At 57.2% G+C, this 25,874-nt stretch carries 27 protein-coding genes and 1 other annotated feature; of the genes, 11 read left to right on the forward strand and 16 right to left on the reverse strand.

Annotation, left to right across the window (positions count from 1 at the left end; translation table 11 throughout):
- The first annotated feature begins 10 nt into the window (after nucleotides 1–10).
- The 3 genes from acrA to VV088_RS12375 all read left to right on the forward strand — a co-directional run bounded on the left by acrA (nucleotide 11) and on the right by VV088_RS12375 (nucleotide 2,792).
- Nucleotides 11–1,150, forward strand: a complete 1,140-nt coding sequence (gene acrA, locus VV088_RS12365; protein WP_334601021.1) for an acryloyl-CoA reductase electron transfer subunit beta — start codon at nucleotides 11–13, stop codon at nucleotides 1,148–1,150.
- A gap of 131 nt (nucleotides 1,151–1,281) precedes the next feature.
- A complete protein-coding gene (gene dpsA / locus VV088_RS12370) occupies nucleotides 1,282–2,157 on the forward strand; it encodes a dipicolinate synthase subunit DpsA (RefSeq protein ID WP_334601022.1) in 876 nt (291 codons plus the stop codon).
- A gap of 56 nt (nucleotides 2,158–2,213) precedes the next feature.
- Nucleotides 2,214–2,792: a dipicolinate synthase subunit B gene (locus tag VV088_RS12375; protein WP_334601023.1), complete on the forward strand. Its 579-nt coding sequence runs from the start codon at nucleotides 2,214–2,216 to the stop codon at nucleotides 2,790–2,792.
- Nucleotides 2,793–2,838: 46 nt separating this feature from the next.
- Here VV088_RS12375 and VV088_RS12380 read toward each other — a convergent pair whose 3' ends face one another.
- On the reverse strand, nucleotides 2,839–3,006 hold the full coding sequence (locus tag VV088_RS12380) for a hypothetical protein (RefSeq protein WP_325228186.1): 168 nt from the start codon (nucleotides 3,004–3,006) through the stop codon (nucleotides 2,839–2,841).
- A 93-nt stretch (nucleotides 3,007–3,099) separates the two neighbouring features.
- Here VV088_RS12380 and VV088_RS12385 point away from each other — a divergent pair, with 93 nt between their 5' ends.
- On the forward strand, nucleotides 3,100–3,351 hold the full coding sequence (locus VV088_RS12385; protein WP_334601024.1) for a helix-turn-helix domain-containing protein: 252 nt from the start codon (nucleotides 3,100–3,102) through the stop codon (nucleotides 3,349–3,351).
- A 58-nt stretch (nucleotides 3,352–3,409) separates the two neighbouring features.
- Here the strand turns inward: VV088_RS12385 and VV088_RS12390 are convergent, their stop codons facing one another.
- The 6 genes from VV088_RS12390 to VV088_RS12410 form a co-directional block, all read right to left on the reverse strand.
- Nucleotides 3,410–4,351 carry a transketolase family protein gene (locus tag VV088_RS12390; protein ID WP_334601025.1) on the reverse strand — a complete coding sequence of 314 codons (942 nt, stop codon included), beginning with the start codon at nucleotides 4,349–4,351 and terminating at the stop codon, nucleotides 3,410–3,412.
- Between the two features lies 1 nt (nucleotide 4,352).
- A complete protein-coding gene (locus VV088_RS12395) occupies nucleotides 4,353–5,198 on the reverse strand; it encodes a transketolase (RefSeq protein ID WP_325228192.1) in 846 nt (281 codons plus the stop codon).
- A gap of 163 nt (nucleotides 5,199–5,361) precedes the next feature.
- A complete protein-coding gene (locus VV088_RS12400; RefSeq protein ID WP_325228194.1) occupies nucleotides 5,362–6,039 on the reverse strand; it encodes a hypothetical protein in 678 nt (225 codons plus the stop codon).
- Entirely contained in the window at nucleotides 6,014–6,529 is a 516-nt protein-coding gene (locus VV088_RS12405) for an RNA polymerase sigma factor (RefSeq protein WP_334601026.1), read from the reverse strand. The genes VV088_RS12400 and VV088_RS12405 overlap by 26 nt, the downstream gene beginning before the upstream one ends.
- A gap of 888 nt (nucleotides 6,530–7,417) precedes the next feature.
- Entirely contained in the window at nucleotides 7,418–7,639 is a 222-nt protein-coding gene (locus VV088_RS22800; protein ID WP_442913156.1) for a DUF3791 domain-containing protein, read from the reverse strand.
- A gap of 155 nt (nucleotides 7,640–7,794) precedes the next feature.
- A complete protein-coding gene (locus VV088_RS12410) occupies nucleotides 7,795–9,006 on the reverse strand; it encodes an S-layer homology domain-containing protein (RefSeq protein WP_334601027.1) in 1,212 nt (403 codons plus the stop codon).
- Nucleotides 9,007–10,233: 1,227 nt separating this feature from the next.
- On the opposite strand from VV088_RS12410, the gene VV088_RS12415 reads away from it, so the two are divergent.
- The 6 genes from VV088_RS12415 to VV088_RS12440 all read left to right on the forward strand — a co-directional run bounded on the left by VV088_RS12415 (nucleotide 10,234) and on the right by VV088_RS12440 (nucleotide 15,285).
- Entirely contained in the window at nucleotides 10,234–10,584 is a 351-nt protein-coding gene (locus tag VV088_RS12415) for a hypothetical protein (protein WP_334601028.1), read from the forward strand.
- Between the two features lie 51 nt (nucleotides 10,585–10,635).
- On the forward strand, nucleotides 10,636–11,319 hold the full coding sequence (locus VV088_RS12420) for a hypothetical protein (protein WP_334601029.1): 684 nt from the start codon (nucleotides 10,636–10,638) through the stop codon (nucleotides 11,317–11,319).
- Nucleotides 11,303–12,076 (forward strand): FtsK/SpoIIIE domain-containing protein, encoded by a 774-nt coding sequence (locus VV088_RS12425; RefSeq protein ID WP_334601030.1) that lies wholly within the window; start codon nucleotides 11,303–11,305, stop codon nucleotides 12,074–12,076. Before VV088_RS12420 ends, VV088_RS12425 begins: the two co-directional genes overlap by 17 nt.
- Nucleotides 12,077–12,277: 201 nt before the next feature.
- The gene (locus tag VV088_RS12430; RefSeq protein WP_334601031.1) at nucleotides 12,278–13,297 is read left to right on the forward strand and encodes a viral replication protein; all 1,020 of its coding nucleotides are present in this window, start codon (nucleotides 12,278–12,280) and stop codon (nucleotides 13,295–13,297) included.
- A 101-nt stretch (nucleotides 13,298–13,398) separates the two neighbouring features.
- The gene (locus tag VV088_RS12435; RefSeq protein ID WP_334601032.1) at nucleotides 13,399–13,593 is read left to right on the forward strand and encodes a hypothetical protein; all 195 of its coding nucleotides are present in this window, start codon (nucleotides 13,399–13,401) and stop codon (nucleotides 13,591–13,593) included.
- A gap of 93 nt (nucleotides 13,594–13,686) precedes the next feature.
- On the forward strand, nucleotides 13,687–15,285 hold the full coding sequence (locus tag VV088_RS12440) for a recombinase family protein (protein ID WP_334601033.1): 1,599 nt from the start codon (nucleotides 13,687–13,689) through the stop codon (nucleotides 15,283–15,285).
- Nucleotides 15,286–15,342: 57 nt separating this feature from the next.
- On the opposite strand, the gene VV088_RS12445 is transcribed toward VV088_RS12440, so the two are convergent.
- The 9 genes from VV088_RS12445 to VV088_RS12485 all read right to left on the reverse strand — a co-directional run bounded on the left by VV088_RS12445 (nucleotide 15,343) and on the right by VV088_RS12485 (nucleotide 24,363).
- Nucleotides 15,343–16,143, reverse strand: a complete 801-nt coding sequence (locus VV088_RS12445) for an ABC transporter ATP-binding protein (RefSeq protein ID WP_325228200.1) — start codon at nucleotides 16,141–16,143, stop codon at nucleotides 15,343–15,345.
- Nucleotides 16,137–17,063: an ABC transporter permease gene (locus tag VV088_RS12450; protein WP_334601034.1), complete on the reverse strand. Its 927-nt coding sequence runs from the start codon at nucleotides 17,061–17,063 to the stop codon at nucleotides 16,137–16,139. Before VV088_RS12450 ends, VV088_RS12445 begins: the two co-directional genes overlap by 7 nt.
- A gap of 54 nt (nucleotides 17,064–17,117) precedes the next feature.
- Nucleotides 17,118–18,227, reverse strand: a complete 1,110-nt coding sequence (locus VV088_RS12455) for an ABC transporter substrate-binding protein (protein WP_325228203.1) — start codon at nucleotides 18,225–18,227, stop codon at nucleotides 17,118–17,120.
- Nucleotides 18,228–18,355: 128 nt separating this feature from the next.
- Nucleotides 18,356–18,604 (reverse strand) — a binding site (T-box leader).
- A 111-nt stretch (nucleotides 18,605–18,715) separates the two neighbouring features.
- Entirely contained in the window at nucleotides 18,716–19,357 is a 642-nt protein-coding gene (locus VV088_RS12460) for an orotate phosphoribosyltransferase (RefSeq protein WP_325228206.1), read from the reverse strand.
- Between the two features lie 152 nt (nucleotides 19,358–19,509).
- Complete coding sequence (gene tuf, locus VV088_RS12465; protein ID WP_334601035.1) at nucleotides 19,510–20,712, reverse strand: elongation factor Tu; 1,203 nt, start codon at nucleotides 20,710–20,712, stop codon at nucleotides 19,510–19,512.
- Nucleotides 20,713–20,827: 115 nt separating this feature from the next.
- Nucleotides 20,828–22,933 carry an elongation factor G gene (gene fusA / locus VV088_RS12470; RefSeq protein ID WP_334601036.1) on the reverse strand — a complete coding sequence of 702 codons (2,106 nt, stop codon included), beginning with the start codon at nucleotides 22,931–22,933 and terminating at the stop codon, nucleotides 20,828–20,830.
- An 18-nt stretch (nucleotides 22,934–22,951) separates the two neighbouring features.
- Nucleotides 22,952–23,422, reverse strand: a complete 471-nt coding sequence (gene rpsG / locus VV088_RS12475) for a 30S ribosomal protein S7 (RefSeq protein WP_334601037.1) — start codon at nucleotides 23,420–23,422, stop codon at nucleotides 22,952–22,954.
- Nucleotides 23,423–23,595: 173 nt separating this feature from the next.
- The gene (rpsL, locus tag VV088_RS12480) at nucleotides 23,596–24,018 is read right to left on the reverse strand and encodes a 30S ribosomal protein S12 (RefSeq protein ID WP_334601038.1); all 423 of its coding nucleotides are present in this window, start codon (nucleotides 24,016–24,018) and stop codon (nucleotides 23,596–23,598) included.
- A gap of 102 nt (nucleotides 24,019–24,120) precedes the next feature.
- Nucleotides 24,121–24,363, reverse strand: coding sequence for a ribosomal L7Ae/L30e/S12e/Gadd45 family protein (locus VV088_RS12485; RefSeq protein ID WP_334601039.1), 243 nt, complete (start codon nucleotides 24,361–24,363; stop codon nucleotides 24,121–24,123).
- A 209-nt stretch (nucleotides 24,364–24,572) separates the two neighbouring features.
- On the opposite strand from VV088_RS12485, the gene VV088_RS12490 reads away from it, so the two are divergent.
- Nucleotides 24,573–25,871 (forward strand): serpin family protein, encoded by a 1,299-nt coding sequence (locus VV088_RS12490; RefSeq protein ID WP_334601040.1) that lies wholly within the window; start codon nucleotides 24,573–24,575, stop codon nucleotides 25,869–25,871.
- The last annotated feature ends 3 nt before the right edge of the window (nucleotides 25,872–25,874 follow it).

The following is a 25,874-nucleotide window of genomic DNA, read 5'->3' on the forward strand; positions in this document are numbered from 1 at the left end:
AGTATAAATTATGTCTAATTTTGATAGCTCCGCCATCCAGGAATTCAAGGGTGGCGTCTGGGTATTCTGTGAGCAGCGTCAGGGCAGCATGATGCCCACCTCTTACGAGCTGATCTCCGAGGGCCGCAAGCTGGCCGACGAGCTGGGCACCAAGCTGTACGGCATCCTTCTGGGCGAGGGCATCGAGGGCATTGCCAAGGAGCTGGGCGGCTACGGCGCCGACGGCGTGTACGTCTGCGACCACCCCCTGCTGAAGAACTACACCACCGACGGCTACACCAAGGTCATCTGCGACGTGATCGAGGAGTACAAGCCCGAGATCATGCTCATCGGCGCGACCAACATCGGCCGCGACCTGGGTCCCCGCTGCGCCGCACGCCTGCACACCGGCCTGTGTGCTGACTGCACCCACCTGGATGTGGACATGGGCATCTACAAGGACTTCCTGAAGGCCAACTCCACCCTGGCTCCCGAGCGCATCGACGCCACCAGCCACGCCGTGGTGCTGGGCCAGAAGCATGACGTCTCCCGGGACCTGAAGATGACCCGTCCCGCCTTCGGCGGCCATCTGATGGCTTCCATCATCTGCCCCCGGTTCCGTCCCGCCATGGCCACCGTCCGTCCCGGCGTCATGAAGAAGGCCGCCTTTGATCAGGCCAAGGCCGATGCCTGCGAGATCATCAAGCCCAGCTTCGAGCTGACCGAGGCCGACATGCAGACTGAGGTCGTCGAGGTGGTCAAGGCCGCCAAGAAGCTGGTGGACCTGATCGGCGCCGACGTGGTCGTCTCCGTGGGCCGCGGCATCTCCAAGGACGTGGAGGGCGGCATCAAGCTGGCTGAGGAGCTGGCTGAGGTCCTCGGCGGCGTGGTGGGCGGCTCCCGTGCCACCATCGACTCCGGCTGGCTGTCCGCCGACCATCAGGTGGGTCAGACTGGCAAGACCGTCCACCCCAAGATCTATGTCGCGCTGGGCATCTCCGGCGCCATCCAGCACAAGGCCGGTATGCAGGACTCCGAGTGCATCATCGCTGTCAACAAGAACGACACCGCCCCCATCTTCGAGATCGCTGACTACGGCATCTGCGGCGACCTGTTCAAGGTCACCCCGCTGCTCATCGAGGCCATCAAGGCCGCGAAGGCTGCCAAGTAAGGTTTTTTCACAAGGCAAGAGCGCCTGTCCCATTTGGGACAGGCGCTCTTTTTTCACCTCCGCTCCCCCTGGGCCATACAATGGAAGTAGAAACCCACCGCCCTGCGGCTGGCGGTCCTGGAGGTACATCTATGAAACACGAACTGAACATTTGGGTGGTGGGCGGTGACCTGCGTCAGGAAAAGCTGGCCCAGCTGCTGGCTGAGGACGGCCACACAGTCCACACCTACGCCCTGGGGGAGCCCCAGGAGGCGGTCCCCAGCCTCACAGCCGAGCCCACCCTGCGCGGGGCGGACAAGGCGGACTGCGTCATCCTTCCCCTCACCGTCTCCACCGGGAGCGGACTGCTCAACGCCCCCCTCGCCCAGCCAGACTACCCGCTCGCCCCCATCCTCGACCAGCTCTCCCCCCGCCAGTTCCTCTGCGGCGGCCGGATCGACCCGGAGACCCAGGAGCTGGCCCGGGAACGGGGCCTCACCATCCACGACTACTTCGCCCGGGAGGAGCTGGCTGTGGCAAACGCTGTCCCCACAGCAGAGGGGGCCGTTCAGCTGGCTATGGAGCATCTGCCCATCACCATCCACGGCTCCAAGGTGCTGGTCATCGGCTTTGGCCGGGTGGGACGGCTCACCGCCCAGCGTTTTCAGGCCCTGGGCGCCCGGGTGAGCGTGGCCGCCCGGAAATACGACCAGCTGGCCTGGGCCCAGGCCATGGGCTTTGGAGCCGAGCACCTCGCCCAGCTCCAGGGGTGGCTGTGCGGCTACGACCTGATTGTCAACACGGTCCCCGCCCAGGTCCTGGGCCGGGAGGAGCTGGAAGACCTGAAGCCCGACTGCCTGATCCTGGATCTGGCCTCCAAGCCCGGCGGGGTGGATCTGGCCGCCGCCGGCAGCCTGGGACTCACCGTCATCTGGGCTCTGGCCCTGCCGGGGAAGACCGCGCCGGTCACCGCCGGGGCCGCCATCCGGAGCACCATCTACAACATGCTGCGGGAAATTGGATGCTAACGGCGCAGCCGGGCCTCAACCGGCGGATGCGTCAAAAAACGAAAGGAAGATCATCATTGGAAGACAAAACCATCGGATTTGCGGTATGCGGGTCCTTTTGCACTCACGCCAAAGCGATGGAGGCGCTGGAGCAGGTCAAGGCCCGGTTTCAGCGGGTGGTGCCCATCGTCTCTGAGACGGCGGCGGACACCGACACCCGCTTTGGCACAACCCACGACCTGATGCGGGAGATGGAGCGCATCTGCGACCACCGGGTCATCCGCACCGTGAAGGGGGCGGAGCCCATCGGTCCCCAGAAGCTGCTGGATCTGCTGATCATCGCCCCCTGCACGGGCAACACCCTGGGCAAGCTGGCGGCAGGGGTGACCGACACCAGCGTCACCATGGCGGCCAAGGCCCACCTGCGCAACTGCCGCCCCCTGCTCATCGCCCCCTCCACCAACGACGGCCTGTCCGCCTCGGCAGCCAGCATCGGCGCGCTGCTGCCCCGGAAGTACATCTACTTCGTCCCCTTCGGGCAGGACGACTTTGAGAAAAAGCCCACCTCCCTGGTGGCCGACTTCTCCCAGGTGGCCGACGCCGCCCAGGCGGCCCTGGAGGGCTGTCAGCTCCAGCCTCTGCTGCTGCGGGCATGAGCATTCCATGCAAAAAGCAGGCCATCTATGGGATGGCCTGCTTTTCCTAACCTTGTATATTCTTTTTATGAAGCGCGTTAAGAGAAAGCTCTCCAGCCAATTTGAACAAAGCATCTGCGGCAACCTGTTCTACAGAAAGACCTCCTGCATTCTTGCCTACACTCTGATAAAACTGATACACCGCGTCATCCAAACTGATGGTAATTTTTTTCATCTCGATCACCTCAATGCAGCAGTATATCATATTTTTGTGTATTACGCAAGTGCGTATACGCAAATGCGATAATTTGAATACTATATCCTTGAGGTGGTCAATTTGTCTGTCAAGGATGCAGTTGCGGCCCGTTTCATGGATTTGTGCAAAATGCGTAGCATCAAAGCAAACGAGCTCGCCACATTATCCGGTGTCACACCGTCAACGGTCTATAGTATGCTGGACAGCAGACGGAGAGATGTGTCTATTGTTACCATCAAAAAGCTCTGTGACGGTCTGGACATCACCCTGGGAGAGTTCTTTTCCACCCCGGCTTTTGACAGCCTAGAGCAGGAAATTCAATAGGACCTTTTGGAAGAAAACCGCCCCGCCTGTCTGTGCGACAAGCGGAGCGTTTTTTCTGTTACTTCCCGCAAAAATCCTTCGCGACCTCGACGATGTGCTCTGCGGACAGCCCGAACTGCTTGAGCAGGGCGGCGGCGGGTCCGGAGTGGCCGAACTCGTCGTTGACGCCGATGCGGCGCACGGGGGTGGGGCACTTCTCGGCCAGCAGGGCGCAAACCGCCTCGCCCAAACCGCCGATGACCGAGTGCTCCTCGCAGGTGATCACCTTGCCGCACTCCTGAGCGGCCTTCAGCACCAGCTCCTCGTCCAGGGGCTTGATGGTACACAGGTTAATCACCCGGGCGGAGATGCCAGCCTCAGCCAGGGTCTTGCCCGCTTCGATTGCCTCGCTGACCATCAGGCCGTTGGCGATGATGGCCACGTCGCTGCCCTCCTGGAGGACCTCGCCCTTGCCGATTTCAAACTGAAAGTTGGCCTCGTCGTGGAACACGGGCACGGCCAGACGGCCAAAGCGCAGGTAGACGGGGCCTTTATACTCATAGGCGGCTTTCACTGCGGCCCGGGCCTCCACGTCGTCAGCGGGGGACATGACCACCATGCCGGGGATGGAGCGCATCAGGGCAAAATCCTCGCAGCACTGGTGGGAGGCTCCGTCCTCGCCCACGGAGATGCCGCCGTGGGTGGCCCCGATCTTCACATTGAGATGGGGGTAGCCGATGGAGTTGCGCACCTGCTCAAAGGCCCGCCCGGCGGCAAACATGGCAAAGCTGGAGGCGAAGGGCACCATCCCCATGGCGGCGGCTCCGGCGGCCACGGCGATCATGTTGCCCTCGGCGATGCCGCAGTTGAAGTGCCGCTCGGGGAAGGCTTTTTTGAAGGTACCCGTCTTGGTGGCTCCCGCCAGATCGGCGTCGAAGACGATCAGGTCGTCGTGCTCCTTGCCCAGCTCAGTCAGAGCCGCGCCGTAGCTGTCCCGGGTCGCGATCTTTTTCAGTTCCATCTTACATCGCCTCCACTTCCGCCAGCTGAGCCTTCAGCTCAGCCATGGCCTTCTCATATTCCTCGTCGTTGGGGGCCTTGCCGTGCCAGCCGGCCTGGTTCTCCATATAGCTGACGCCCTTGCCCTTGGTGGTCTTCATCACGATGGCGGTGGGAGCGCCCTTCGTCTCCCGAGCCTGGGCGAAGGCGGACTCGATCTGGTCGAAGTCGTGGCCGTCGATCTCCACCACATTCCAGCCGAAGGCTTTCAGCTTTTCAGGGATGGGATAGGGGCTCATGACCTTGTCGATGGGGCCGTCGATTTGCAGTCCGTTGTTGTCGATGACGGCGCACAGGTTGTCCAGCCCATAGTGGTGGGCCAGCATGAAGGCCTCCCACACCTGACCCTCCTGGATCTCGCCGTCGCCCAGCAGGGCGTAGATCCGGCAGGTTTTTCCCTGGTGCTTGGCGGCCAGCGCCATACCGGCGGCCACAGAGATGCCCTGGCCCAGGGAGCCGGTGGACATGTCCACGCCGGGGACGGTGTTCATGTTGGGGTGGCCCTGGAGGTAGCTGTCGATGTGGCGCAGGGTGGGCAGATCGTCCACGGGGAAGAAGCCCCGCTCCGCCAGAGCGGCGTACAGCCCCGGCGCGGTGTGGCCCTTGGACAGAACGAAGCGGTCCCGGTCCTCCTTTTTGGGGGCCTTGGGGTCGACATTCATCTCCTTGAAGTAGAGGTAGGTAAACACGTCGGCGGCGGACAGGCTGCCGCCGGGATGTCCGGCCTTGGCCCCATGGGTCCCCTCGATGACGCCCATGCGCACCTTGCAGGCCGTGGCCATCAGCTGCTTTTTCTCACTGGCTGTCATAATGCTCTCCTTCTATCAGAAAAATTTCTTGGTTTTGCTGCCTTTCATTATAAAACAGCCGCCTGGAAAATACAAGGGGAAGCAGGTTCAAAATGGTTGGCATTTGGTTGGATAAATAGCGGAAGCGGGCCGGTTTCCCGGCCCGCTGTGTATAAGGCTGTGTTCAATCGTTTCCCGTCACCGCGTAAATACCCACGGTCACCTCCGCGTCCGGGTCGGTGTTTTCGTTGACATTCACGCTCGTAAAAACCTCGCTAAACGCGCCGCCCTCGAATATCTGGGCGCCCAAGCTGTCATCCTGGTCCTCGCTGGTGGTGGTCACGCCGCCGAACCAGTTGTAGGTGCCGTCCTCCTCCAGCTTGCCCACGTCTGCCGTCATCGTCCAATTGTCGATGGTCCCGTCCACGGTCACGCTGATCTTGCTGCCCTCGGCCGCGTCCTCATAGACATAGTGTTGGTCCTGGGCCAGCGCGTCGGTGATATCGGCCACATCTTTGCCGTTCACCATCAGGACAGCCCGGCCGTCCCGGTTCTCCAGCCGTGCTTCGGGGACGGAAATCACAGACACCTTTTCCCCTTCCTCCGTGGTCAAATCCATCCGGTACTGGTCCACCTGAACGGCGTTCCGAAGGGTGAGCCAAAACTCCTGGGCGGCTTCCGGGTTAGCGGCGGACACCCCCATCACCATCATAGCCACAGCGGCGGCAGCAATCAGGGCGGTGCGCAGGGGACGGAAATGCTTCTTATTGGTCTTCTCAGTCATGGCGATAATCTCCTCAATTTTATCCTCGGGAGCGCTCAGCTCCCGGCACGCTTCACGGTACAGTTTTGGGTCGAACATAGACAGATTCCTCCCTTTCTTCCTCCTGGGACAGCTCCTTCCGGAGCCTGGCCCTCGCCCGGAGCAGCCAGGTCTGGACGGTGGACACGTTGGCCCGCATGGCGGCGGCGGTCTCGGCCACGCTCAGCCCCTCGTAGTAGTACAGGTAGACGGCCAGACGGTATTTGGGCTCCAGCGCCATCACCGCCTCCAGCACCTCGGCCTTGGCCGGGTCCTCCAGGACGGCGGTCTCCTGCCACTCCTCCATGGGGACCGAGGTCCGCCGCCAGAACGAACGCAGCAACCTGCGGCTCTCGTTCACCGCCACCCGCAAAATCCAGTGCTTCACATGCTCCTCGCTCTCAAAGTCCTTTTTGCACTCGTACAGCCGTAAAAGCACCGTCTGCATCACATCCTCGGCGTCCTGGGGATTGTCCAACGCATGATACGCCACCCGGTAGATGGTGTCCCCATAGGTCCGCGCCGCCTGGGCAAACGCCTCGTCGGTCACTGCCGCTCACCTCCTTGGAAATCTGTTCTGGAAAGGCCTTTCATAAAGTAATATCCATGAGCGTGGGATAAAATCTCAGAGGACTGAAAAATTTTTCAGGATTGCGCCAAAAGCCCCCTTTGCATTACAAAAGGACACTTACAAAAACCGCAGAACTGCGGCACTTTTAAGATTGATTAAACAGGGAGGCCGACCCCGGCCCCCTGTTTTTTCATGTTCCCGATAGGCCGCACCACTTCCCGCAAGGAAATGCGAGAGCGTCAGCGGATCGCATCAGAGCGACGGCAATTCCCACGGGTGCCAGCCTCCCCCATACCGCCAGCCTATCGGCGGGGAATTGCCATGGAGCGGAACCAACCTTTGACCCCGCCTTGCTCCCAGCCGCCGACAACCGCCCAGCCGCCAGCCGTGGCGGGCCACCCAGCCGCCGTCACCCCAGCAACGCCACGTTCAATACAAAATCTTGTCTTTTAGCGACATACATAACACGCCTTTCCGCCACAATTCTCCGTGGCAGATAACATATGACAACATTATGAAATGCAATATATGCCTTAATAAAGAAAGTGACACCGTTTCCAGTGTCACGACCTTATGCAATATACTAAAGTCTACCGTACCCCAGGCTCCTTCTTATAAATCGATATTATATAGTCAGGCCCCTGTGTCCATAGACCTGTCTCTGTATCACACAGCAAAGCGTATGTTCTTGACTGCACGAACTTGCCTAACACTATATCACATGCTGTATTATAATCTTCCGATAAAATCGTGACCACCATAGAAACTAAGTTACTTATGCAATATTGCTTTCCGGCCTTATCTACAGCCATATTTTCTCACTCCTCATAAATTTAATTCTACTCAAGGAGACTACACTCTTAAACACTAACTCCCGCCTACTATACCGTCCAAATGCTTAACTATATAATCTACCCCCATCAGGTGTAGATACTCATAATGCTCCCGTATATAGCTAAAAAGACTGTACGCCTGAAATACCTGTGCCGCACTAACATTATCGAGTTTATGCTTCTCCATATATGCCATGAAACAACTGTTTTGCAAGAATATAATATCATCACTCAACGAACTCACCTCGACAAACATTATGATAAGTAGCTAACAACCTAAACTGCAATTCTAACACAGAACTCTCTATACACTTCTCAAGAATAGTGCTAAACACTACCATGCATATACCAAGAATAGGCGACCCCAGCACTCCGTACTGAGGTCGCCACAAATGCTAACAGTAACATGAATTAATTAAGGCTGTCGATTAACTGCTGAATTTCCTCCTCGGTGAGTGGCTCACCAAAGCCCTTACCACTCTCCTGCTCCTTGCGATACTCATCTGGATAAAAATACTGCTTAATTCTTTCATTTATATAAACCGACATATCAGGGCCTTTTCCACCCCACTGCGTACCAGCAATACTTGTCACATCAACTTCCTTATAATACACCCCATCCAGAGTAACTGCATTATACGCATGATTACGCTCAAGTACCGGAATAAACTCGCAGTAGATACCCTCATAATCCAACAGTCTCTTGTACGCCTTAGACAAGCCTTCGCATACACCATGACCAATAACTAACGGGCCATACTCGTTATGAGCCATCCACGCTTCCATATCATAGTTAGTCTCGTCACCATACTGGCAATTAGAAGTGAACCACATATAATATGCAATGGCCTTCTCCTTCTCAGTCATACTGGAAGTAACCTTGCCAGAAGCCCACATTTCATCATGAATGGCTTTGACCTTCGCCACAACAGCCTTCTCATACTCATTAGGCAAAGTCTGATTTTCAATGACGGTCGGAGGAACTACCCCATAGCCACTGGACTTGGCCAAACGAACCAGCGATACAGCACAATCCGCTCTTGTGGCCTGCTTGTGAGGATTAACATTACCAGCGGCATCTACAGGAAGAAGATTGTACCCCGCAACTTCCCACATACTAAATGTCGCCCATGTGGAAACTGTCGCCATATCATTGTATACCACAGAATCAGCCGCCGGAGACAAGCCCAGCTTATTGATACAGTTACTCACCATAACGCCCATCTGCTCAACCGTGATGTTGTTGGTGGGAGCGAACTGCGTGGAACTGATGCCGTTCACAATTCCAGTAGACCTTGCCCACTCCACGTAGGGGCCGTACCAACTCGTGATGTTCACATCCTCGAACTGAGTGGTCTTAAACTGACTTACATCAGCGTTGACCATTCTGCCTAAGATGGTGACAAACTGCCCACGAGTCACCAGCGCGTCAGGGGCGAATGTCGTCTCGCTCGTCCCGCTGATATAGCCGTTGTGCAATGCGTAGGCCAACTCGTCCCTGTACCACGCATCCGCCGGAACATCAGTGAACTTGTCCACCGAAGCACCCTCCGCCGCAAACGCACTCGGCACCAACGACAGACACATCACCATTGCGACCATCAACGATATTAACTTTTTCATGCTGTCCTCTCCTTTTATAAAGGTTTTGTCTCAACGGTCCGGCCCTTGGGGGGTAGGGTTCTCCCATCCCCCTCGGGCTTTGCTCGGGGCCGCCGAGACAACAAAAGCGGCGCAGGGAGAATAATCCCTACACCGCCGAAAGCTAAACACACATTCCCATTTTTCACGCTTGATAAACCTATGGATATTTGATAAAATGGGGACGGCGCAGAAATCTGCTGTGTGGGAGGTTAGGTCTCCTGCATAGGGGCGTGGGGAGGTGGTGCTCTCCACGTCCTGCCTTATTGCTTCTGCTGTCTCTTAATCCTTATATTACACTAAACCGCTTGATTGTGCAAGCGGTTTTTTTTATTTCTGCTCGCCTGTGCTATGTCCGTTGTCCTGTGGACTGTTAGCGTGTTAGCTGTCTTGCACCTTGTATGCCTCTGCGATTTTCAATTTTGGGAAATGATTTTCGAAACATGGATATCGCTGTACTCTCTGCGTCGGCCAGAAGTGTTTGTTTACACAGCAATCTCAAAATACTCCCAAATATGCGAATTGGCCTTGTTTTTGGGGCTGTCTGTCTCTGAACCCCTGAAACTGTCTGTAACGCAGAAGTTAGCCGCCTTTTGGGACAGAGTAGCTAGTCTGCGTCTTAACGTCTTTCAACTATATCATCTGCGATTATCCGTTTTGTCAGAATGATTTCTGGAACATTGATATCGCAGTACTCTTTGCGTCCGTGGGGATAGTGTTTGCTTATGCTGTAATGAGCGAAACTTAAAAGTGCACTTTTAAAAAAGTCGTCGCTGTCAATCAGTTGTTCGAATACATCCACCATAATGGGCATGACAAGTAAATATCATCTTTTCTTCGTTATTTTGCCGAAATTAGATTTTAAAAAAAGAAAGAGAGCACCAAACCCCTCTGAAAAATTACCAAAATCAACACTGTTCAACGTGTGAAAAAGATGAACAAAAGATGAACAGAAATCATATGAGCAATTTTCAGCGTCAGCTTAAATTTTAGATGCTGACTTATGCAGTACCCTAGAGCAGTTGAAAGAATGTTAAAAAGTTATGAATTACTTATAATTTTGCGTAAAAACGGCAATTTGACATTAAAAAATGTTCATAGTAATATAAAGACAACAAGGGCCCTTGTTTAAATATAGTACCTATTCACTTTTGCCATCCGCCTGGGGACGCCCAGGTGGAGAGCCCACCATTAAGAGGAAGTGAAACTATGACAACATTAAAAAGCACAAAATTTGCCCGACCTCTGGTGGAGCTTCTTGTGGGCTCAACCGTATTGAAGGACGTAGAAAAGAAGTACCAATTCGAGGACGGCAAACGCACAGACAAGATAGACGGATATGATTATACCGTCGTGGACATGGCTACCTTGGACGAGTATACTGTTCGGGTTTCCGGTCCTGGTCCGATAGTCGACCCTAAGGACCTGGAAAAGATGAGTCCAAGACCCGAAGTGCAGTTTAGTGACGACGCTCTGGTGAAGCCAGTAAAAATTGAGTACGGGAAGGTTATGGCAACCATTACCGCAAGCAGTATTTCGTTCGTCAGCAAGAGCAAGTAATTTGAACACAGCCGGGGCCTTACGGCCCCGGCGATAGAAAGCGAGGTTATTATGACATCAGATGAACGTACATTGATTTTTTCGCTCATATTCAGCATTTTACTTATCCTTGTCGGGGCGTTGAGGTATTCAAAGAAGAACAATACCACGCTTAAGGATACGCTGATTATGATATGGCGAGAGTGTTTTGTAGACGGCTTCAAAGAACTTCGGAAAAACTTCATCCCTGTTACGAAGACAATTTTAGGCAAAATTTGGGAGTATGCCAAGAAAAAGGCCCCCAAAACCATTGAAAAAATCGTTAAGTTTTTCCATCCAGACCCGGAGCCGGTAAAGCACACCTTTACCGATGAATTATACTGCGCTCTGCAAACTATCGCCAACAACTACACATACAAGTATCTCGTTCCCGTGATACGGTTCTTTTATATCCCTATACCATCTTATATCTGGGTCTCCCTCTATTATAATAAGGGTACTATCACAGACGACGTTATTGCTGAGATTGTATGGGCCATGAGGGGGGCATTTCAGAGCTACATGGACGCTTATGGTCTTAACTTTCAATTCCAAGCCTTTCCATATGTCGAGAGAAACCGCATTGTAATACGTCTGTACTATTGCGAGTTTGATGCGGAGTATTCCGCCTATCAAAGCACATGCGACAAGATTATGCGAGCGAGGTCCACTACTAGACCCTTAAATGAGGCCGATACATATGACCGAGACTTTTGAGACCTTGCCAACCATCCCGCTGTTTCTGGACGCAAGGTCAGTGCGTTCCGGCTCCCCATCCTACATAGGGTGGGAAGCCGGGAGCAGCACCCAGCACCACTTCCTAATTTCTGGAAATAGCGGGTCCGGGAAGTCCACCCATCTTATGCTTTGCCTTGCTAAAGTGCAAAAGTATATGCCTCGCTCCACCCGGCTGTATCTCATGGATTTTAAGGGGTCAGATGACTTCCGATATTTGCGGGGCATACCAAACGCCCGGTATTATGCACATGACAAGTGCGCTGACGGCCTCCGGGCATTTAGCGAGGAAATCGAAAGCCGCTTGCAGGATAACCCGGACAGGTCCCCCCTGTTCGCCGTCTTTGACGAGTACAGTAGTTTTATATCATACACCACCATAGCGGATAAGAAATTAGCTTCCCAGTGCCAGATGTGGCTGATGAACGCTTTATTCATGTCCAGAGGGGTGGGGGGCTATACCTGGCTATGCACCCAACGCCCGGACCAGAGTATCATGCCCAGCGGGGGAGCCAGAGATCAGCTGGGGGGCAGGGTCTGGTGGGGCCGTTTTTCGTCGGACGATGCCCGAAAAATGACCCTTGGGGATATGTATAAGCAAATCCCGGAGGATTACAGCGGCGGGGTGGGCCACGGGATGGCCTACATAGACGGGAAGGGGCTATACGAGGTCGTGGCACCCCGTATACGGCGAATGGACTTGGTGAAAGAGGCAATCGCTGACTTGGTAACCAGGTAAACCCCAGGGCCGGGCGGCGGCGGTGGCTTTGCCACAAAGCCGCAAGCCCGGCCCGGGGCGGGGCCAGGGGCCCCGCTGGTAGTCTAGAGGGAAGTGTTACCCCTCTAGACTACATCTGTAGCCAAAAATTCCATAAAATACCAAAGCCGGCAACGAAGTTGCCCAAGAAAAAAATAGATACCCGGAAGGAGGTAAAAGGGTATGGCAGACAAGCAGAGCCGTAAATGGCAACTGACCATCAACAATCCCCAGGACAAGGGCCTTGACCACGACGCAATCAAGAAAACCCTGGAGCAGTTCAAGTCCTGCGTGTACTGGTGCTTGGCTGACGAGATAGGGCTAGATACTCACACACACCACACACACCTGTTCTTCTGCCTAAAGAGCCCCGCTAAATTTTACACGGTGAAGAAGCGATTTCCAGAAGCGCATATCGAAGCGGCCAAGGGGACCATCCAGGAGAACCGGGCCTACGTCCAGAAATCGGGCAAGTGGGCGGATGACCCCAAGGCAGATACCAGCGTCCCCGGCACATTTGAGGAAAGCGGCGAGCCACCGGAGGAACCGGGCCAGGGAGCGAGGACGGATATAGCAGAGTTGTACCGCCTGATAGCGGAGGAGGGAATGAGCAACGCCGAAGTAATGGAGCAGAACCCGGAGCTAGCCGCCCATATCGGGAAGATGGACAAGATACGTCAAGATGTTCTGGAAGCCCGCTACCGAGAGCAACGGCGGGAGCTGGAGGTAACGTACATATTTGGCCCCACGGAGACAGGCAAGACCCGTGGAGTGATGGAGCAACACGGATTTGGAAGTGTGTACCGAGTGACGGACTACAACCATCCATTCGACAGGTACGCACAAGAGCCAGTGATGTGTTTTGACGAGTTCAGAAGTAGCCTTTTAATCGGGGATATGCTGGACTACCTTGACTGCTATCCATTAGCGCTCCCGGCGAGGTACGCCAACCGACAGGCGTGTTATGAGACGGTGTATATCATCAGCAACATAGACCTGAAGGAGCAATACCCGAATATCCAAGGCATAGAGCCAGCGACATGGCGTGCATTTTTGCGGCGGATACATCGGGTGATAGAGTATCGGACAGAGGGGGAGCCCATCGACCACGGGCCAGCCTTGGACTACATTTTCCCACCGCCTCCACCAGAGCCTGAGTGGGTCAAGGAAGCGGCGGAAGCGAAACAGCTAGAGATAGAGTAAAAGGAGAAGCAGGCAGGACCAGAGGGGGCCCCTTTTAATCCCACGAGTGCCCCGCAGGGCACACCTTTTTCAAAAAAATAAAAAAAGAAGGGTGAAAGACGATGCAAGGCCAGAAAAAACCTGCAAAGGCGAAGGACAGCGGCCAAAGCATGGAAACACCACCAACGCCGCATGGGTACGCCAAAGTAGTGGTGACAGGAAAAAGTGTTGTACTGGTCCGCCATCACTACGCAAAGACGGGAGACGTTGAAGAAATCTTCAATGCGTATTTAGAGGAGAAAACGGGCGAAAAGTAAGATAATCCTTGCAATATAGGCGGTTTTGTGATACAATAATAGTATCTTAAAGGTGCTTCGGTTCTGCAAGGAAGATGGAAGGAGTGCAGAAACATGTTGCAGAACCAAGCCAAAGCCGCCATATATGCCAGGAGGAGCCCCGAGGACCGGGCGAACCGTCAGAACCAATTCCGTGGTGACGGAGTTTCAGACAGCATAGAAAGCCAACTGTTATTACTCCATCAGTACGCCGAGGGCCAGGGCTTCACCAACTGCCGGGAATACTACGACGACAATATCAGCGGGACCACGTTCGCCCGTCCGCAATTTATGGAGATGTTGGCGGACATTGAAGCGGGGAGCATTGATACCGTGATTGTCAAAGATTTATCCCGGCTGGGCCGTGACTACATCGAGAGCGGACGGTATCAGGAAATAGTTTTCCCGGAGCTGGGCACAAGATTGATAGCCGTCAATGATGGCTACGACAGCGCCACGGGAGCGGGTACAGATTGCGCAGTTTTCAAGAATGTTTTTAACGATTATTACGTTAAAGATATATCGAACAAGACCCGTTCAGCCCTAGCCGCCCGAGCCAGGGCGGGGAAGTATCTTTCCTCCGGTGTATATGGCTACGCCAAAGACCCCCACGACAAAAACAAGCTGATACCGGACCCCGAGACAGCGCCCATTGTCCGCCGTATCTTCTCCATGACCGCTAGCGGAATGAGCTTCCGGGCCATTACCCGGATACTGGCAAGCGAGGGAGTATTGACCCCGTCAGCGGTGAGACAACGTACACCCCGGACAGCAACCTCCCGGCCCACGGACTGGAACGCCGCCACGCTGACCAACATTGTCCGAAATCCGGTATACCTGGGCAAGCTGGTATATGGCAGGAGCCGCAAGGTCAGCTACAAGAGCAAGAAAGTAGTTGCCACCAGCGAGGAGCAGTACATCGTCACCGAGGGCACACACGAGGCGATCGTCAGCCAAGCCATGTGGGACCTTGCTAACGAGGTCGCCAGCCGCCACAAGAAAACCAGTACCACGGGACGGGTCAATATCTTCTCCGGGCTTCTGTACTGCGCCGACTGCGGCACGTCCATCACGCAGACCAAGGACGGCTATGTCTGCCGCCGATACCGTCAGTATGGCAAGGACAGCGAAAACGGCTGTACCAGCCACCGGATACCGTACAAGGTGCTCTATGCCTCTGTGCTGGCAAGTATCCGGGAAGTGACGGAGGAGGCAAGGCGGGACCGTGACGGCCTGATTGCCCGGCTGTCTGGTGTGGGCCAGAGGAAACAGCAAGCCGCCCTTGCCGCCGCCAGGAAGGACCAGGCCAAGACGGAAAAACGGCTTGCCGATATTGGGGAACTGATACGGAAAGCGTTTGAAAAGAATGTCCTGGGGGATATGCCCGATGATGTGTATAAGAGCCTGACAGACGGCTACACCAGGGAACGGGCCGACTTGACCGCTCACCTGGAATCTGTTACAATGCAGGTCACAGAGCTACAACGGGAGACGGACAACGCAACGCAGTTTGTAGAGCTTGCGGAGCAGTACGCCGATATAACCGAGCTGGACCAGGACCTTATACACCGCCTGATTGACCGTATCGAAATCGGGGAGAGCTACAAGGAAAACGGTGTCCGGTATCAGGTAGTAGACATTTATTTTCGATTTGTTGGTAAAATTGAAAAGTGACCTTTTGAAACATAAAGCCCCCCTTGTCAAAGGGGGGCTTTTACCTTTATCACAGAGTTACGACAGCAGAATCCGGTCATTGTCCAAATCCTCGCCCACCTTGGCCTTGAACCTCTCCAGCAGGTCGTTGACGGTCATGTTCTTCCGCTCCTCCCCCTGAACGTCCAGCACGATCCGACCGCTGTCCATCATCAGGGTGCGGTTTCCCAGCTCCAGAGCCTGGTGCATGTTGTGGGTGACCATCATGGTGGTGATCTTGTGCTCCGCCACCACCTCCCGGGTGATCTTCAGCACCTTCTCCGCCGTGCCCGGGTCCAGGGCGGCGGTGTGCTCGTCCAGCAGGAGGATCTTCGGCGGCACCATAGTGGACATAAGCAGGGTGAGCGCCTGCCGCTGTCCGCCGGACAGCAGACCCACCGGCTGCTTCATCCGGTCCTCCAGCCCCATGTCCAGCTTGGCCAGCTGGTCCCGGAAGAAGGCCCGGTCGCCCTTCCCGGTACGGCTGAAGTAGGCATGCTGGTGCTTGGCGGTGCGCAGATAGGCCAGGGCCAGGTTTTCCTCAATGGTCATGTGGGGAGCGGTGCCCTTCATGGGGTCCTGGAACAGCCGGCCCAGCTCCCGGCTGCGCCTGTACTCCGGCTTAAAGGTGATGTCCTCCCCGTCCAGCACGATGGAGCCCCGGTCCGGGACGAACACCCCGGCGATGGCGTGGAACAGGGTGGACTTGCCCGCCCCGTTGGAACCCACCACCGTAACAAAGTCCCCAGGCTCCAGGTGGAGGTTCACTCCGTCCAGCGCCCGCTTCTCATTGACAGTGCCAGGGTTGAAGGTTTTTGCGATGCTGTTCAGCTTCAGCATGGGGCGCCCTCCTTTCTTCGGAGCAGCTTCTGCCGCTGGATGGCGATCAGCTTCCGGCCCTGAGGCATGGCGATGGCAGCCGCCACAATGAGGGCGGACACCAGCTTGAAGCACTCGGTAGGCACGTTGGCCGCCAGGGCTATGGCGATGATGATGCGGTAGATACAGGAGCCTACGATGACCCCAAAGATCCGCATTCCAATGGAAAACCGGCCGAACATGGTCTCTCCAATGATGAGAGAGGCCAGGGCCACGGTCACCATACCGGTGCCCAGGTTGATGTCGCAGCTCTTGTTCACCAGTCCGGTGAGGCAGCCGGCCAGCCCGGTGAGGGAGTTGGCCACGCACAGCCCCACCGTGATGGTGAAGGCGGGGTTGATGGAGGAGGCCCGGACCATGTCGGCGTTGTCCCCGGTGGCCCGGATGGACAGGCCCAGCCGGGTGCGGAAGAACAGCCCCACCAGCACCGCCGCCGCCATCAGGATCGCAGCCAGCACAATCAGAGTGCTCCATCCCGTCCACAGCTCACTTCCGTTCAGCCCCTTGGCCAGGGAGAGGAGGGTGTCGCTGCCGAAGATAGACAAGTTGGACGACCACCCCATGACCGCCAGATTGACGGTGTACAGCCCAGTGTTGACAATGATCCCGGCCAAAATGCTCTCCACCCCCAGCTTGGTCTGAAGAAAGGCGGTCACAAAGCCGGACAGCACCCCCGCCAGCATAGCGGCGGGGAGCGCCAGGAAGGGGTGGCCCGCCAGGGTGACGGTGGCCCCCACGGCAAAGCCCAGGGTGTAGCAGCCGTCGGTGGACAGGTCTGCGATGTTCAGGATGGAAAAGCTGATGAACAGGGCCAGGGCCACCAGGGAGTAGATGGCCCCCATCTCCAGAGCTGTTCGCAGGGTGACAACGGATAACAGCATGTTTATGCCTCCTACACTTTTGTAGGGGCGGCCTGTGGCCGCCCCTGTTGGATGTTAAGAAAAGTTCTGCTGGGTCGCGGTCTCAATCACCTCAATGCCCAGGGCGGAGAAGGCGGACTTGATCTGCTCCAGGTCCATACCGATGGCCGCGCAGGTCTCGGTATTGATCACGGCGGTCTCGCCGGTCATGATCCGCACCGGGGTGGAGGCGGGGTCGGCGCCGTTGACCAGCAGGCCGGCCACCATCTGGGCGGTCTCCTGGCCCAGCTGGACATAGTCCACGCCGTAGCCGCAGAAGGCGCCGTTGAGGGCGAAGGAGTCGGCGCCGCCGTAGTGGGGAATCTTGGCGTCCTGGAGCTTCTCAAAGATGGCCAGCTCGGCGCTCTGCACGGTGTTGTCGGTGGGGGTGAAGACGGCGTCCACCTTGGCGGCGGCCAGGGCGTCTACCGCAGAGGTGATCTCGTTGGTGTTGGTGCCCGTCTTCTCCTCAAAGGCGATGCCCTTGGAGGTCAGATACTCCTTGGCCTCCTGGATAGGCTTGGTGGAGGAGCTCTCCGACTTGGAGTACAGCAGCCCCACCTTCTGGAGGTCAGGGTCGGCGGCCAGCATCAGGTCAATCACCATCTTGGTGTTCAGGGCGTCGCTGGTACCCGTGACCTTGCCGCCCGGGGCGTTCATGTCGGCCACGATTCCGTCGGTGATGGGGTCAGAGACGGCGGAGAAGATGATGGGGATCTCTGTGTCCTCCGTGGTAGCCATGGCAGTCTGGACAGCGGGAGTGGCAATGGGGACGATCACATCCACATCGTCGGCAATCATCTGAGCAGCGATGGCCTGGAGGGTGGAGCCGTCCCCCTGGCCGCAGGAGGTGTAACCGGCGTAGTCAAAGGTGACGCCCAGCTCTCCGCCCAGCCGGTCCAGCTCGGCCTGGAGGCTTTCCTCGATCTGGTTCAGGGAGGCGTGGTCCATAAACTTGATGATGCCCACCTTGTAGGTGGTATCGCTGGTGGTGGAATTATGCTGGACACTGCCGGCAGAGCCGCTGTTGGAGGGATTGGATTTGCCGGGGCTGTCGCTCCCGCCGCCGCAGGCGGCCAGGGAGAGGGTCATGGCCAGAGACAACGCCAGAGTCAGGGTCTTTTTCATCAGATTGGTCTTTTTCATTTTGAGTTCCTCCAATTTAAAATATTCGGGCGGCAGATGTGGGGCCTTGCCGTTGGCCCGGGCTTGTTGGAGTGGTCAGCCGAGGCTGCATTTTTATTTGGAGCAATAAAAAAACAGCCCCTCATCCCACATGGGACAAGAGCTGCACTCCTGCGATACCACCCAAATTGACGTTGCAAAAAACGTCCACTCGCTTCACGCGCCATCACGCGTGCCCGATGGATAACGGGTGGGTCCCCGTCGGCATCTACTTGGGTCGCCCCGTTCAAGCCGCCCTCGAAAGTCCATTCACTCAGCCGCGCCCCGTCCTGATCCCACCACCCAGGACTCTCTTAAGGTTTGCTGCACCGGTTACTACTCTTTCTCACAGGTTTGGTTGCTGTTTGATTGTGTAGTCATTATATCCGCTTCCCTCCCCTTTGTCAACCCCCAATTTTTAATTCGCTAAAGAAAATTTGGGGGGCGCACTGGCGTGCGCCCCCCGCCGCTCACAAGGCAGAGTATCCAAATTTATCCACAACCGCGTCCAGTTCCTGCTTTTCCCGGCACATGGGGCACTCGTCCGGCAGATGACTGGCATATCCGGGCAGATCGTTGGTATCGAAGAGCGAGACCACCGGAATTCCGTCGATCTCCTTCTGATGGCTGTAGATCGCGGCGATCCCAGCCACCTTTCCCTGATAATACTGGACGCACTCAATCCCCTTGCGCACCGTGCCGCCGGTGGTCACTGAGGCCAGCAGGAGCAGAACGTTCTTCCCCTCCAGCATGGGCCGGGCGTTGTCACGGAAAATGAGCTTGCCATTGGTACCCACGTTCTCCCGCAGAACGTAGATCTCTTTGCCCGCGTTGATGGACCGGAAGCCGCCCTGGGTCAGCCTCTGGGCCAGACAGGTGCCGATCACACGGGTGCCGTCCATACACAGGATCGTATCCACCAGTATATGGTTGGTCAGATTGCGCTGGACCAGCTGCTGGGCCACGGCGTCCGCGTCCCGCAGGCAGGACTGCTGGCGGGTCACGTCCACAAAGTAGTTGGTATGGCTATTTCGGGTGGCGAAATGGCCCTTGGCCACATAAAGTGACACGTCACCTACACAAACGGGTATCTTAAAAAACCTGGGTTCCATCGTCATACCTCCTTTTCCTCAATGTGACTGATCGGGTTCTCTCTAAATATACCACATTTCCAGTCCTTTGTCCAGATTTTCTTGTCAATTTTCACCAATCATTTCCGGACAAAAAAGGACGGGCTTTGGCCCGTCCTTTTGTATGCGCAAAATTACTCGTTGATGCCGATGACAACACCGGAACCGACGGTACGGCCGCCCTCACGGATGGCGAAACGCAGGCCGTTCTCGATGGCGATGGGGGTGATCAGCTCCACGTCCATATCCACGTTGTCGCCGGGCATGCACATCTCAGTGCCCTCGGGCAGAGTGATGATGCCGGTCACGTCGGTGGTCCGGAAATAGAACTGGGGACGATAGTTGTTGAAGAAGGGGGTGTGACGGCCGCCCTCGTCCTTGGACAGGACGTAAACCTGGCCCTTGAACTTGGTGTGGGGGTGGATGGAGCCGGGCTTGCACAGAACCTGGCCGCGCTCGATGTCGGTCTTGGCAATGCCGCGCAGCAGGCAGCCGGCGTTGTCACCAGCCTCGATGAAGTCCAGAGTCTTGCGGAACATCTCCATGGAGGTGACCACGGTGCTCTTCTTCTCGTCGGACAGGCCCACGATATCGACGGTCTCGCCGGCCTTCAGCTGGCCGCGCTCCACACGGCCGGTGGCCACGGTGCCGCGGCCGGAGATGGTGAACACGTCCTCAACAGGCATGAGGAAGGGCAGGGAGTCGTCGCGGGGAGGAGTGGGGATATAGCTGTCAACGGCGTCCATCAGCTCCTTGATGCAGGCGAAGTCAGCGTCGTTCACGTCGCCGCTCTCGCAGGTCAGGGCGTTCAGGGCGGAACCCTTGATGATGGGGATGTCGTCGCCGGGGAACTCGTAGTTGGACAGGGTCTCGCGGACCTCCATCTCCACCAGCTCCAGCAGGTCGGGATCGTCCATCTGGTCGCACTTGTTCAGGAAGACCACGATGGCGGGCACGCCAACCTGACGGGCCAGCAGCACGTGCTCCTTGGTCTGAGCCATAACGCCGTCGGTGGCGGCAATGACCAGGATCGCGCCATCCATCTGAGCAGCGCCGGTAATCATGTTCTTGATATAGTCGGCGTGGCCCGGGCAGTCCACGTGGGCATAGTGCCGGGCGTCGGTCTCATACTCCACGTGGGCGGTGTTGATGGTGATGCCGCGCTCGCGCTCCTCGGGAGCCTTGTCGATGCTGGAGTAGTCCTCGTACTGGGCCTGGCCCTTCAGAGCCAGATACTTGGTGATGGCGGCGGTCAGAGTGGTCTTGCCGTGGTCAACGTGACCGATGGTGCCGATGTTAACATGGGGCTTGGTACGCTCGAATTTTGCCTTAGCCATTGGAATTTTCCTCCTTATATTTCAGTTATGCGTTTCTGGGGGTCCGGGTTGCGGACGTATTGTGGATATTCTATCCTATTTTGTCCATAATTGCAACCCTATTTTTTAAGGGACGTCAGTCCTGATTGCGGCCGCGCTCGGCCACGATCTTCTCAGCGATATTTTTCGGGATCTGCACGTAGCTGTGGGGCTCCATAGAGTACTGGCCGCGGCCCTGGGTGGAGGACCGGAGGTCGGTGGCGTAGCCGAACATGTTGGCCAGCGGCACCAGACTGTCCACCTGGGTGGCGCCGGTGCGGTTCTCCTGGCCCTGGATCTGGCCGCGGCGGCTGTTCAGGTCGCCGATGACGTTGCCCAGGTAGTCGTCGGGAACGATGACATCCACCTTCATGATGGGTTCCAGCAGCACGGGACCGGCCTTGCGGCAGGCCTCCTTGAAGGCCATGGAACCGGCAATCTTAAAGGCCATTTCCGAGGAGTCCACCTCGTGGAAGGACCCATCGTACAGGGTGACCTTCACGTCCACCACGGGGTAGCCGGCCAGAACACCGGCCTGCATGGCCCCCTGGATGCCCGCGTCCACGGCGGGGATATACTCCTTGGGGATTGCGCCGCCCACGATGGCGTTTTCGAAGACATAGCCTGCCCCCGACTCGTTGGGTTCCACACGGATCTTGACGTGGCCGTACTGGCCCTTGCCGCCCGACTGGCGGGCGTACTTGGTGTCCTGCTCCACCTGCTTGGTGATGGTCTCCTTGTAGGCCACCTGGGGGGCGCCTACGTTGGCCTCCACCTTGTACTCGCGGAGCAGACGGTCCACGATAATCTCCAGATGGAGCTCGCCCATACCGGCGATGATGGTCTGGCCGGTCTCCTCGTCGGTGTAGGTCTTGAAGGTGGGGTCCTCCTCGGCCAGCTTCATCAGGGCGATGCCCATTTTCTCCTGACCGGCCTTGGTCTTGGGCTCGATGGCCACCCGGATGACGGGCTCCGGGAACTCCATGGACTCCAGGATGATGGGGTGCTTCTCATCGCAGAGGGTGTCGCCGGTGGTGGAGTTCTTCAGGCCGATGACGGCGGCGATGTCGCCGGAGTAGACGGTCTCGATGTCCTCCCGGTGGTTGGCGTGCATCTGGAGGATGCGGCCGATACGCTCCTTCTGCTTTTTGGTGCTGTTCAGCACAGAGGTGCCGGTGTTCAGCATGCCGGAGTACACCCGGACGAAGGACAGACGGCCCACATAGGGGTCGGTGGCGATCTTAAAGGCCAGGGCGGAGAAGGGGGCGTTGTCGTCGGCAGGACGCTCGTCCTCCTCGTCAGTGTCGGGGTTGACGCCCTGAATGGCGGGGATGTCCACAGGGGAGGGCATGAAGTCCACGATGGCGTCCAGCAGCTTCTGCACACCCTTGTTCTTGTAGGACGTGCCGCACACCACGGGAACCAGCAGGTTCTCAATGGTGCCCTTGCGCAGGGCCTTGCGGATCATGTCCTCAGGCACGGGCTGCTCGTCCAGCACCAGCATCATGATCTCCTCGTCGATGTCGGCGCAGGCGTCCAACAGCTTGGAGTGGTACTCCTGGGCCTGGTCCAGCATGTCGGCGGGGATCTCCTCCACCCGCATGTCCTTGCCCAAGTCGTCGTAGTAGATGTCGGCCTTCATTTCCACCAGGTCGATGATCCCCTTGAAGGTCTCCTCCGAGCCGATGGGCAGCTGGATGGGGACCGCATTGCACTTGAGCCGGTCGTGGATCATGTCCAGCACGTGGTAGAAGTCGGCGCCCATGATGTCCATCTTGTTGACGTAGATCATGCGGGGGACCTTGTAGTGGTCGGCCTGGCGCCAGACGGTCTCGGACTGGGGCTCCACGCCGCCCTTGGCGCACATAACGGTCACAGAGCCGTCCAGCACGCGCAGGGAGCGCTCCACCTCAACGGTGAAGTCCACGTGGCCCGGGGTGTCGATGATGTTGATCCGGGTCTGGGGAAACTGGGCCTTGGTGCCCTGCCAGTAGCAGGTGGTGGCAGCGGAGGTGATGGTGATGCCGCGCTCCTGCTCCTGAGCCATCCAGTCCATGGTGGCGGTACCCTCGTGGGTCTCGCCGATCTTGTAATTGACGCCGGTGTAGTAGAGGATACGCTCGGTGGTGGTCGTCTTGCCCGCGTCAATGTGGGCCATGATGCCGATGTTGCGCGTATTCTCCAGAGAAACTTTTCTAGGCATACTTGAGATTCTCCTTTGTTACCAGCGGTAGTGAGCAAACGCCTTGTTGGACTCCGCCATCTTGTGGGTGTCCTCGCGCTTCTTCACAGCGGAGCCGGTGTTGTTGGCGGCGTCTATGATCTCGCCGGCCAGCCGCTCTTTCATGGTTTTCTCGCCCCGGTTACGGGCATAGGTGGTCAGCCAGCGCAGACCCAGGGTCTGCCGGCGCTCGGGCCGGACCTCGATGGGCACCTGGTAGGTGGCGCCGCCCACGCGGCGGGCCTTGACCTCCAGGGAAGGCATGATGTTCTCAAGAGCCTGGGTGTAGACCTCCATGGGTTCCTTGCCAGTCTTGTCTTTGATGATCTCGAAGGCGCCGTAGACGACCTTCTGAGCCACGCCCTTTTTGCCATCCAGCATGATGCTGTTGGTGAGCTTGGTAACCAGGACGGAGTTGTAAAGCGGGTCGGGTAAAATTTCCCGCTTGGGTACATTTCCTCTTCTGGGCACTTTGCTTCCCTCCTTCTTAAATAATAGAAATCATAGGTACTCGTACCCCAAACGGCACACCGTTTGGACTGCGTGTAATGCCTGTCCGAGGTCTACCCATATATGGTAAACGCCCGGCAAGGCTTGTCTGCCTTGCGCAAACGCACAATGCAAATTCATCGGACCGGCGGGGATCACTTCTTGCCGGCCTTGGGACGCTTGGCGCCGTACTTGGAGCGGGCCTGCATCCGTCCGGAGACGCCCTGGGTGTCCAGAGTGCCGCGGATGATGTGGTAACGCACGCCGGGCAGGTCCTTGACACGGCCGCCGCGGATCATCACCACGGAGTGCTCCTGCAGGTTGTGGCCCACGCCGGGGATATAGGCGGTGACCTCCATCCCGTTGGTCAGCTTCACACGGGCGATCTTACGAAGGGCCGAGTTGGGCTTCTTGGGGGTGGAAGTACGCACGGCGGTGCAGACACCTCTCTTCTGGGGAGACGGCAGGTCGGTGCTCTTGTTCTTCAGGGTGTTCAGACCGTGCTGAAGAGCGGGAGAGGTGGACTTGTACGCCGCCTGAGTGCGGCCCTTGCGCACCAGCTGGTTAAAAGTAGGCATGAATGGGTTTCCTCCTTTCCTGATTTCTGCCCCTGTGGGGCGTGATATATATTTTAACAAAATAAGGAAGCCTTATTCTGCTAAAACCGAAAAAAGTGGAAATTATTTCAGCAAAACCGCCACGGCGGCCCCCACGGCGATGCCGCAGGAGGCGCCCAGCTCCTTCATGGAGGGCGCCTGGGTCACCGGAACCTGCCGGTTCACCGCCTCCTGGACCAGGGGCTGGAGCAGACGGGGGTCGGCGTCCACGGCGATATACAGCCGGGCGGCCCGGCCGTCCCGCAGAGCCCGCTTGACCTGCTTGGCTCCCACGACCTTGTTTGGACCGGATAATTCCTGCATCATTTCGGCGCTCCCTCCCTCCCCGTTCGGGGAATTTCATCGGGTAAAAGGGCATGAAGCCCCTACCGCCACGAAATGGTATTATACCATTTCGCTGTCCTTGCGTCAAGGACATTTCCGTGGAAAGTTTTCAAAAAACCTTCAAAAAAAGCGCAACCGGACGGTCCGGTTTTCGTCTATAATGGTAACCACATTAAAAAGGAGGATTTTCCATGAAACGAACCCTTGCCCTGCTCCTGGTCTGCGCCCTGGGCCTCGGCCTGCTGGCCGGGTGCTCCACTGGAACGGATGAGTCGTTGGGGCCGGGCTGCGACGGTTTCCCCGCCGCACCCCCCTCCCAGCCCTGGTCCAACGCGGAAAAGCTGTCTGTCAGCCCGAAGGGCAGCGAGGCGGTCAACGAGGCTCTTGCCTCCTTCGGCTTGAAGCTGCTGCAAAAGACCCGGGAGGCGGACAAACAGTCCCCCCTGGTCTCTCCCCTGTCTGTAGCCCTGGCCCTGTCCATGACCGCCAACGGCGCGGATGGAAACACCTTGGCTCAATTCCAGGAGGTCCTGGGCGGCGGTGTGGACCTGGAAGAGCTCAACGCCGCCTGCGCCCAGTACCTGTCCGACTACCAGGGGCTGCTTGGCTCCAGCCAGTGCCGCATCGCCAACAGCTTGTGGAAGGACCACAGCGGCGGGATTTATGAGGACTTTGTGTCCAAATGCCGGGGGTACTACAGCGCCCAGGTATATGAGGCGGAGCTGTCCGAGCCCCGCATCGTAGACGATCTGAATGGCTGGGTTTCGGATAAGACCAACAAAATGATCCCCCAGATCATCGACCAGCCCTTCCCGGAGGAGACCGCATGCCTGCTGGTGAACGCCCTCTATCTGAAAAACAGCTGGCTCAGCGAGTTCGACCCCCTGTCCACCCATACGATGGACTTCCACCACGCCGGCGGACCCGACAGCCAGGTGGAATACCTGCGGAAGTTTGACACTCAGCTGTCCTATCTTCAGGGCAAGGGGGCCCAGGGGGTGGTCCTGCCCTACGACGACGGGCGGCTGGCCTTTGTGGCAATTTTGCCCGATTTGTACCCGGACTCCCCCGATTTGGGTCAGTGGCTGAACAATCTGGAAGGAAACAGCTTATCCCAGCTGATTATCAACAGAGAGGACGCCCTGTTTGTGAGCTTTGCCATGCCGAAATTCACGGCGGAGTGGAGCGGCAGTCTCACGGACATCCTGTCGGAACTGGGCCTGGAGGACGCTTTTGATGCGGCAAGGGCCGATTTCTCCAACCTGGGGGACAGTCCGGAGGGCTACTACATCTCCCAGGTGATTCACGCCACAAAAATTGAGGTCAACGAGAAGGGCACCGAGGCCGCTGCCGCCACGGTGGTGGCAGCAGAATCTGGGGCAGCGGCGCCCCCCCAGGAGGGGATCACCCTGATTCTGGACCGGCCCTTCCTCTACGGCATTGTGGACCTGTACACCGGCGTGCCCCTGTTTTTGGGGACCTATGAATAAATT

The sequence above is a fragment of the Lawsonibacter sp. JLR.KK007 genome (genome assembly GCF_036941135.1).
Lineage (GTDB): Bacteria > Bacillota > Clostridia > Oscillospirales > Oscillospiraceae > Lawsonibacter.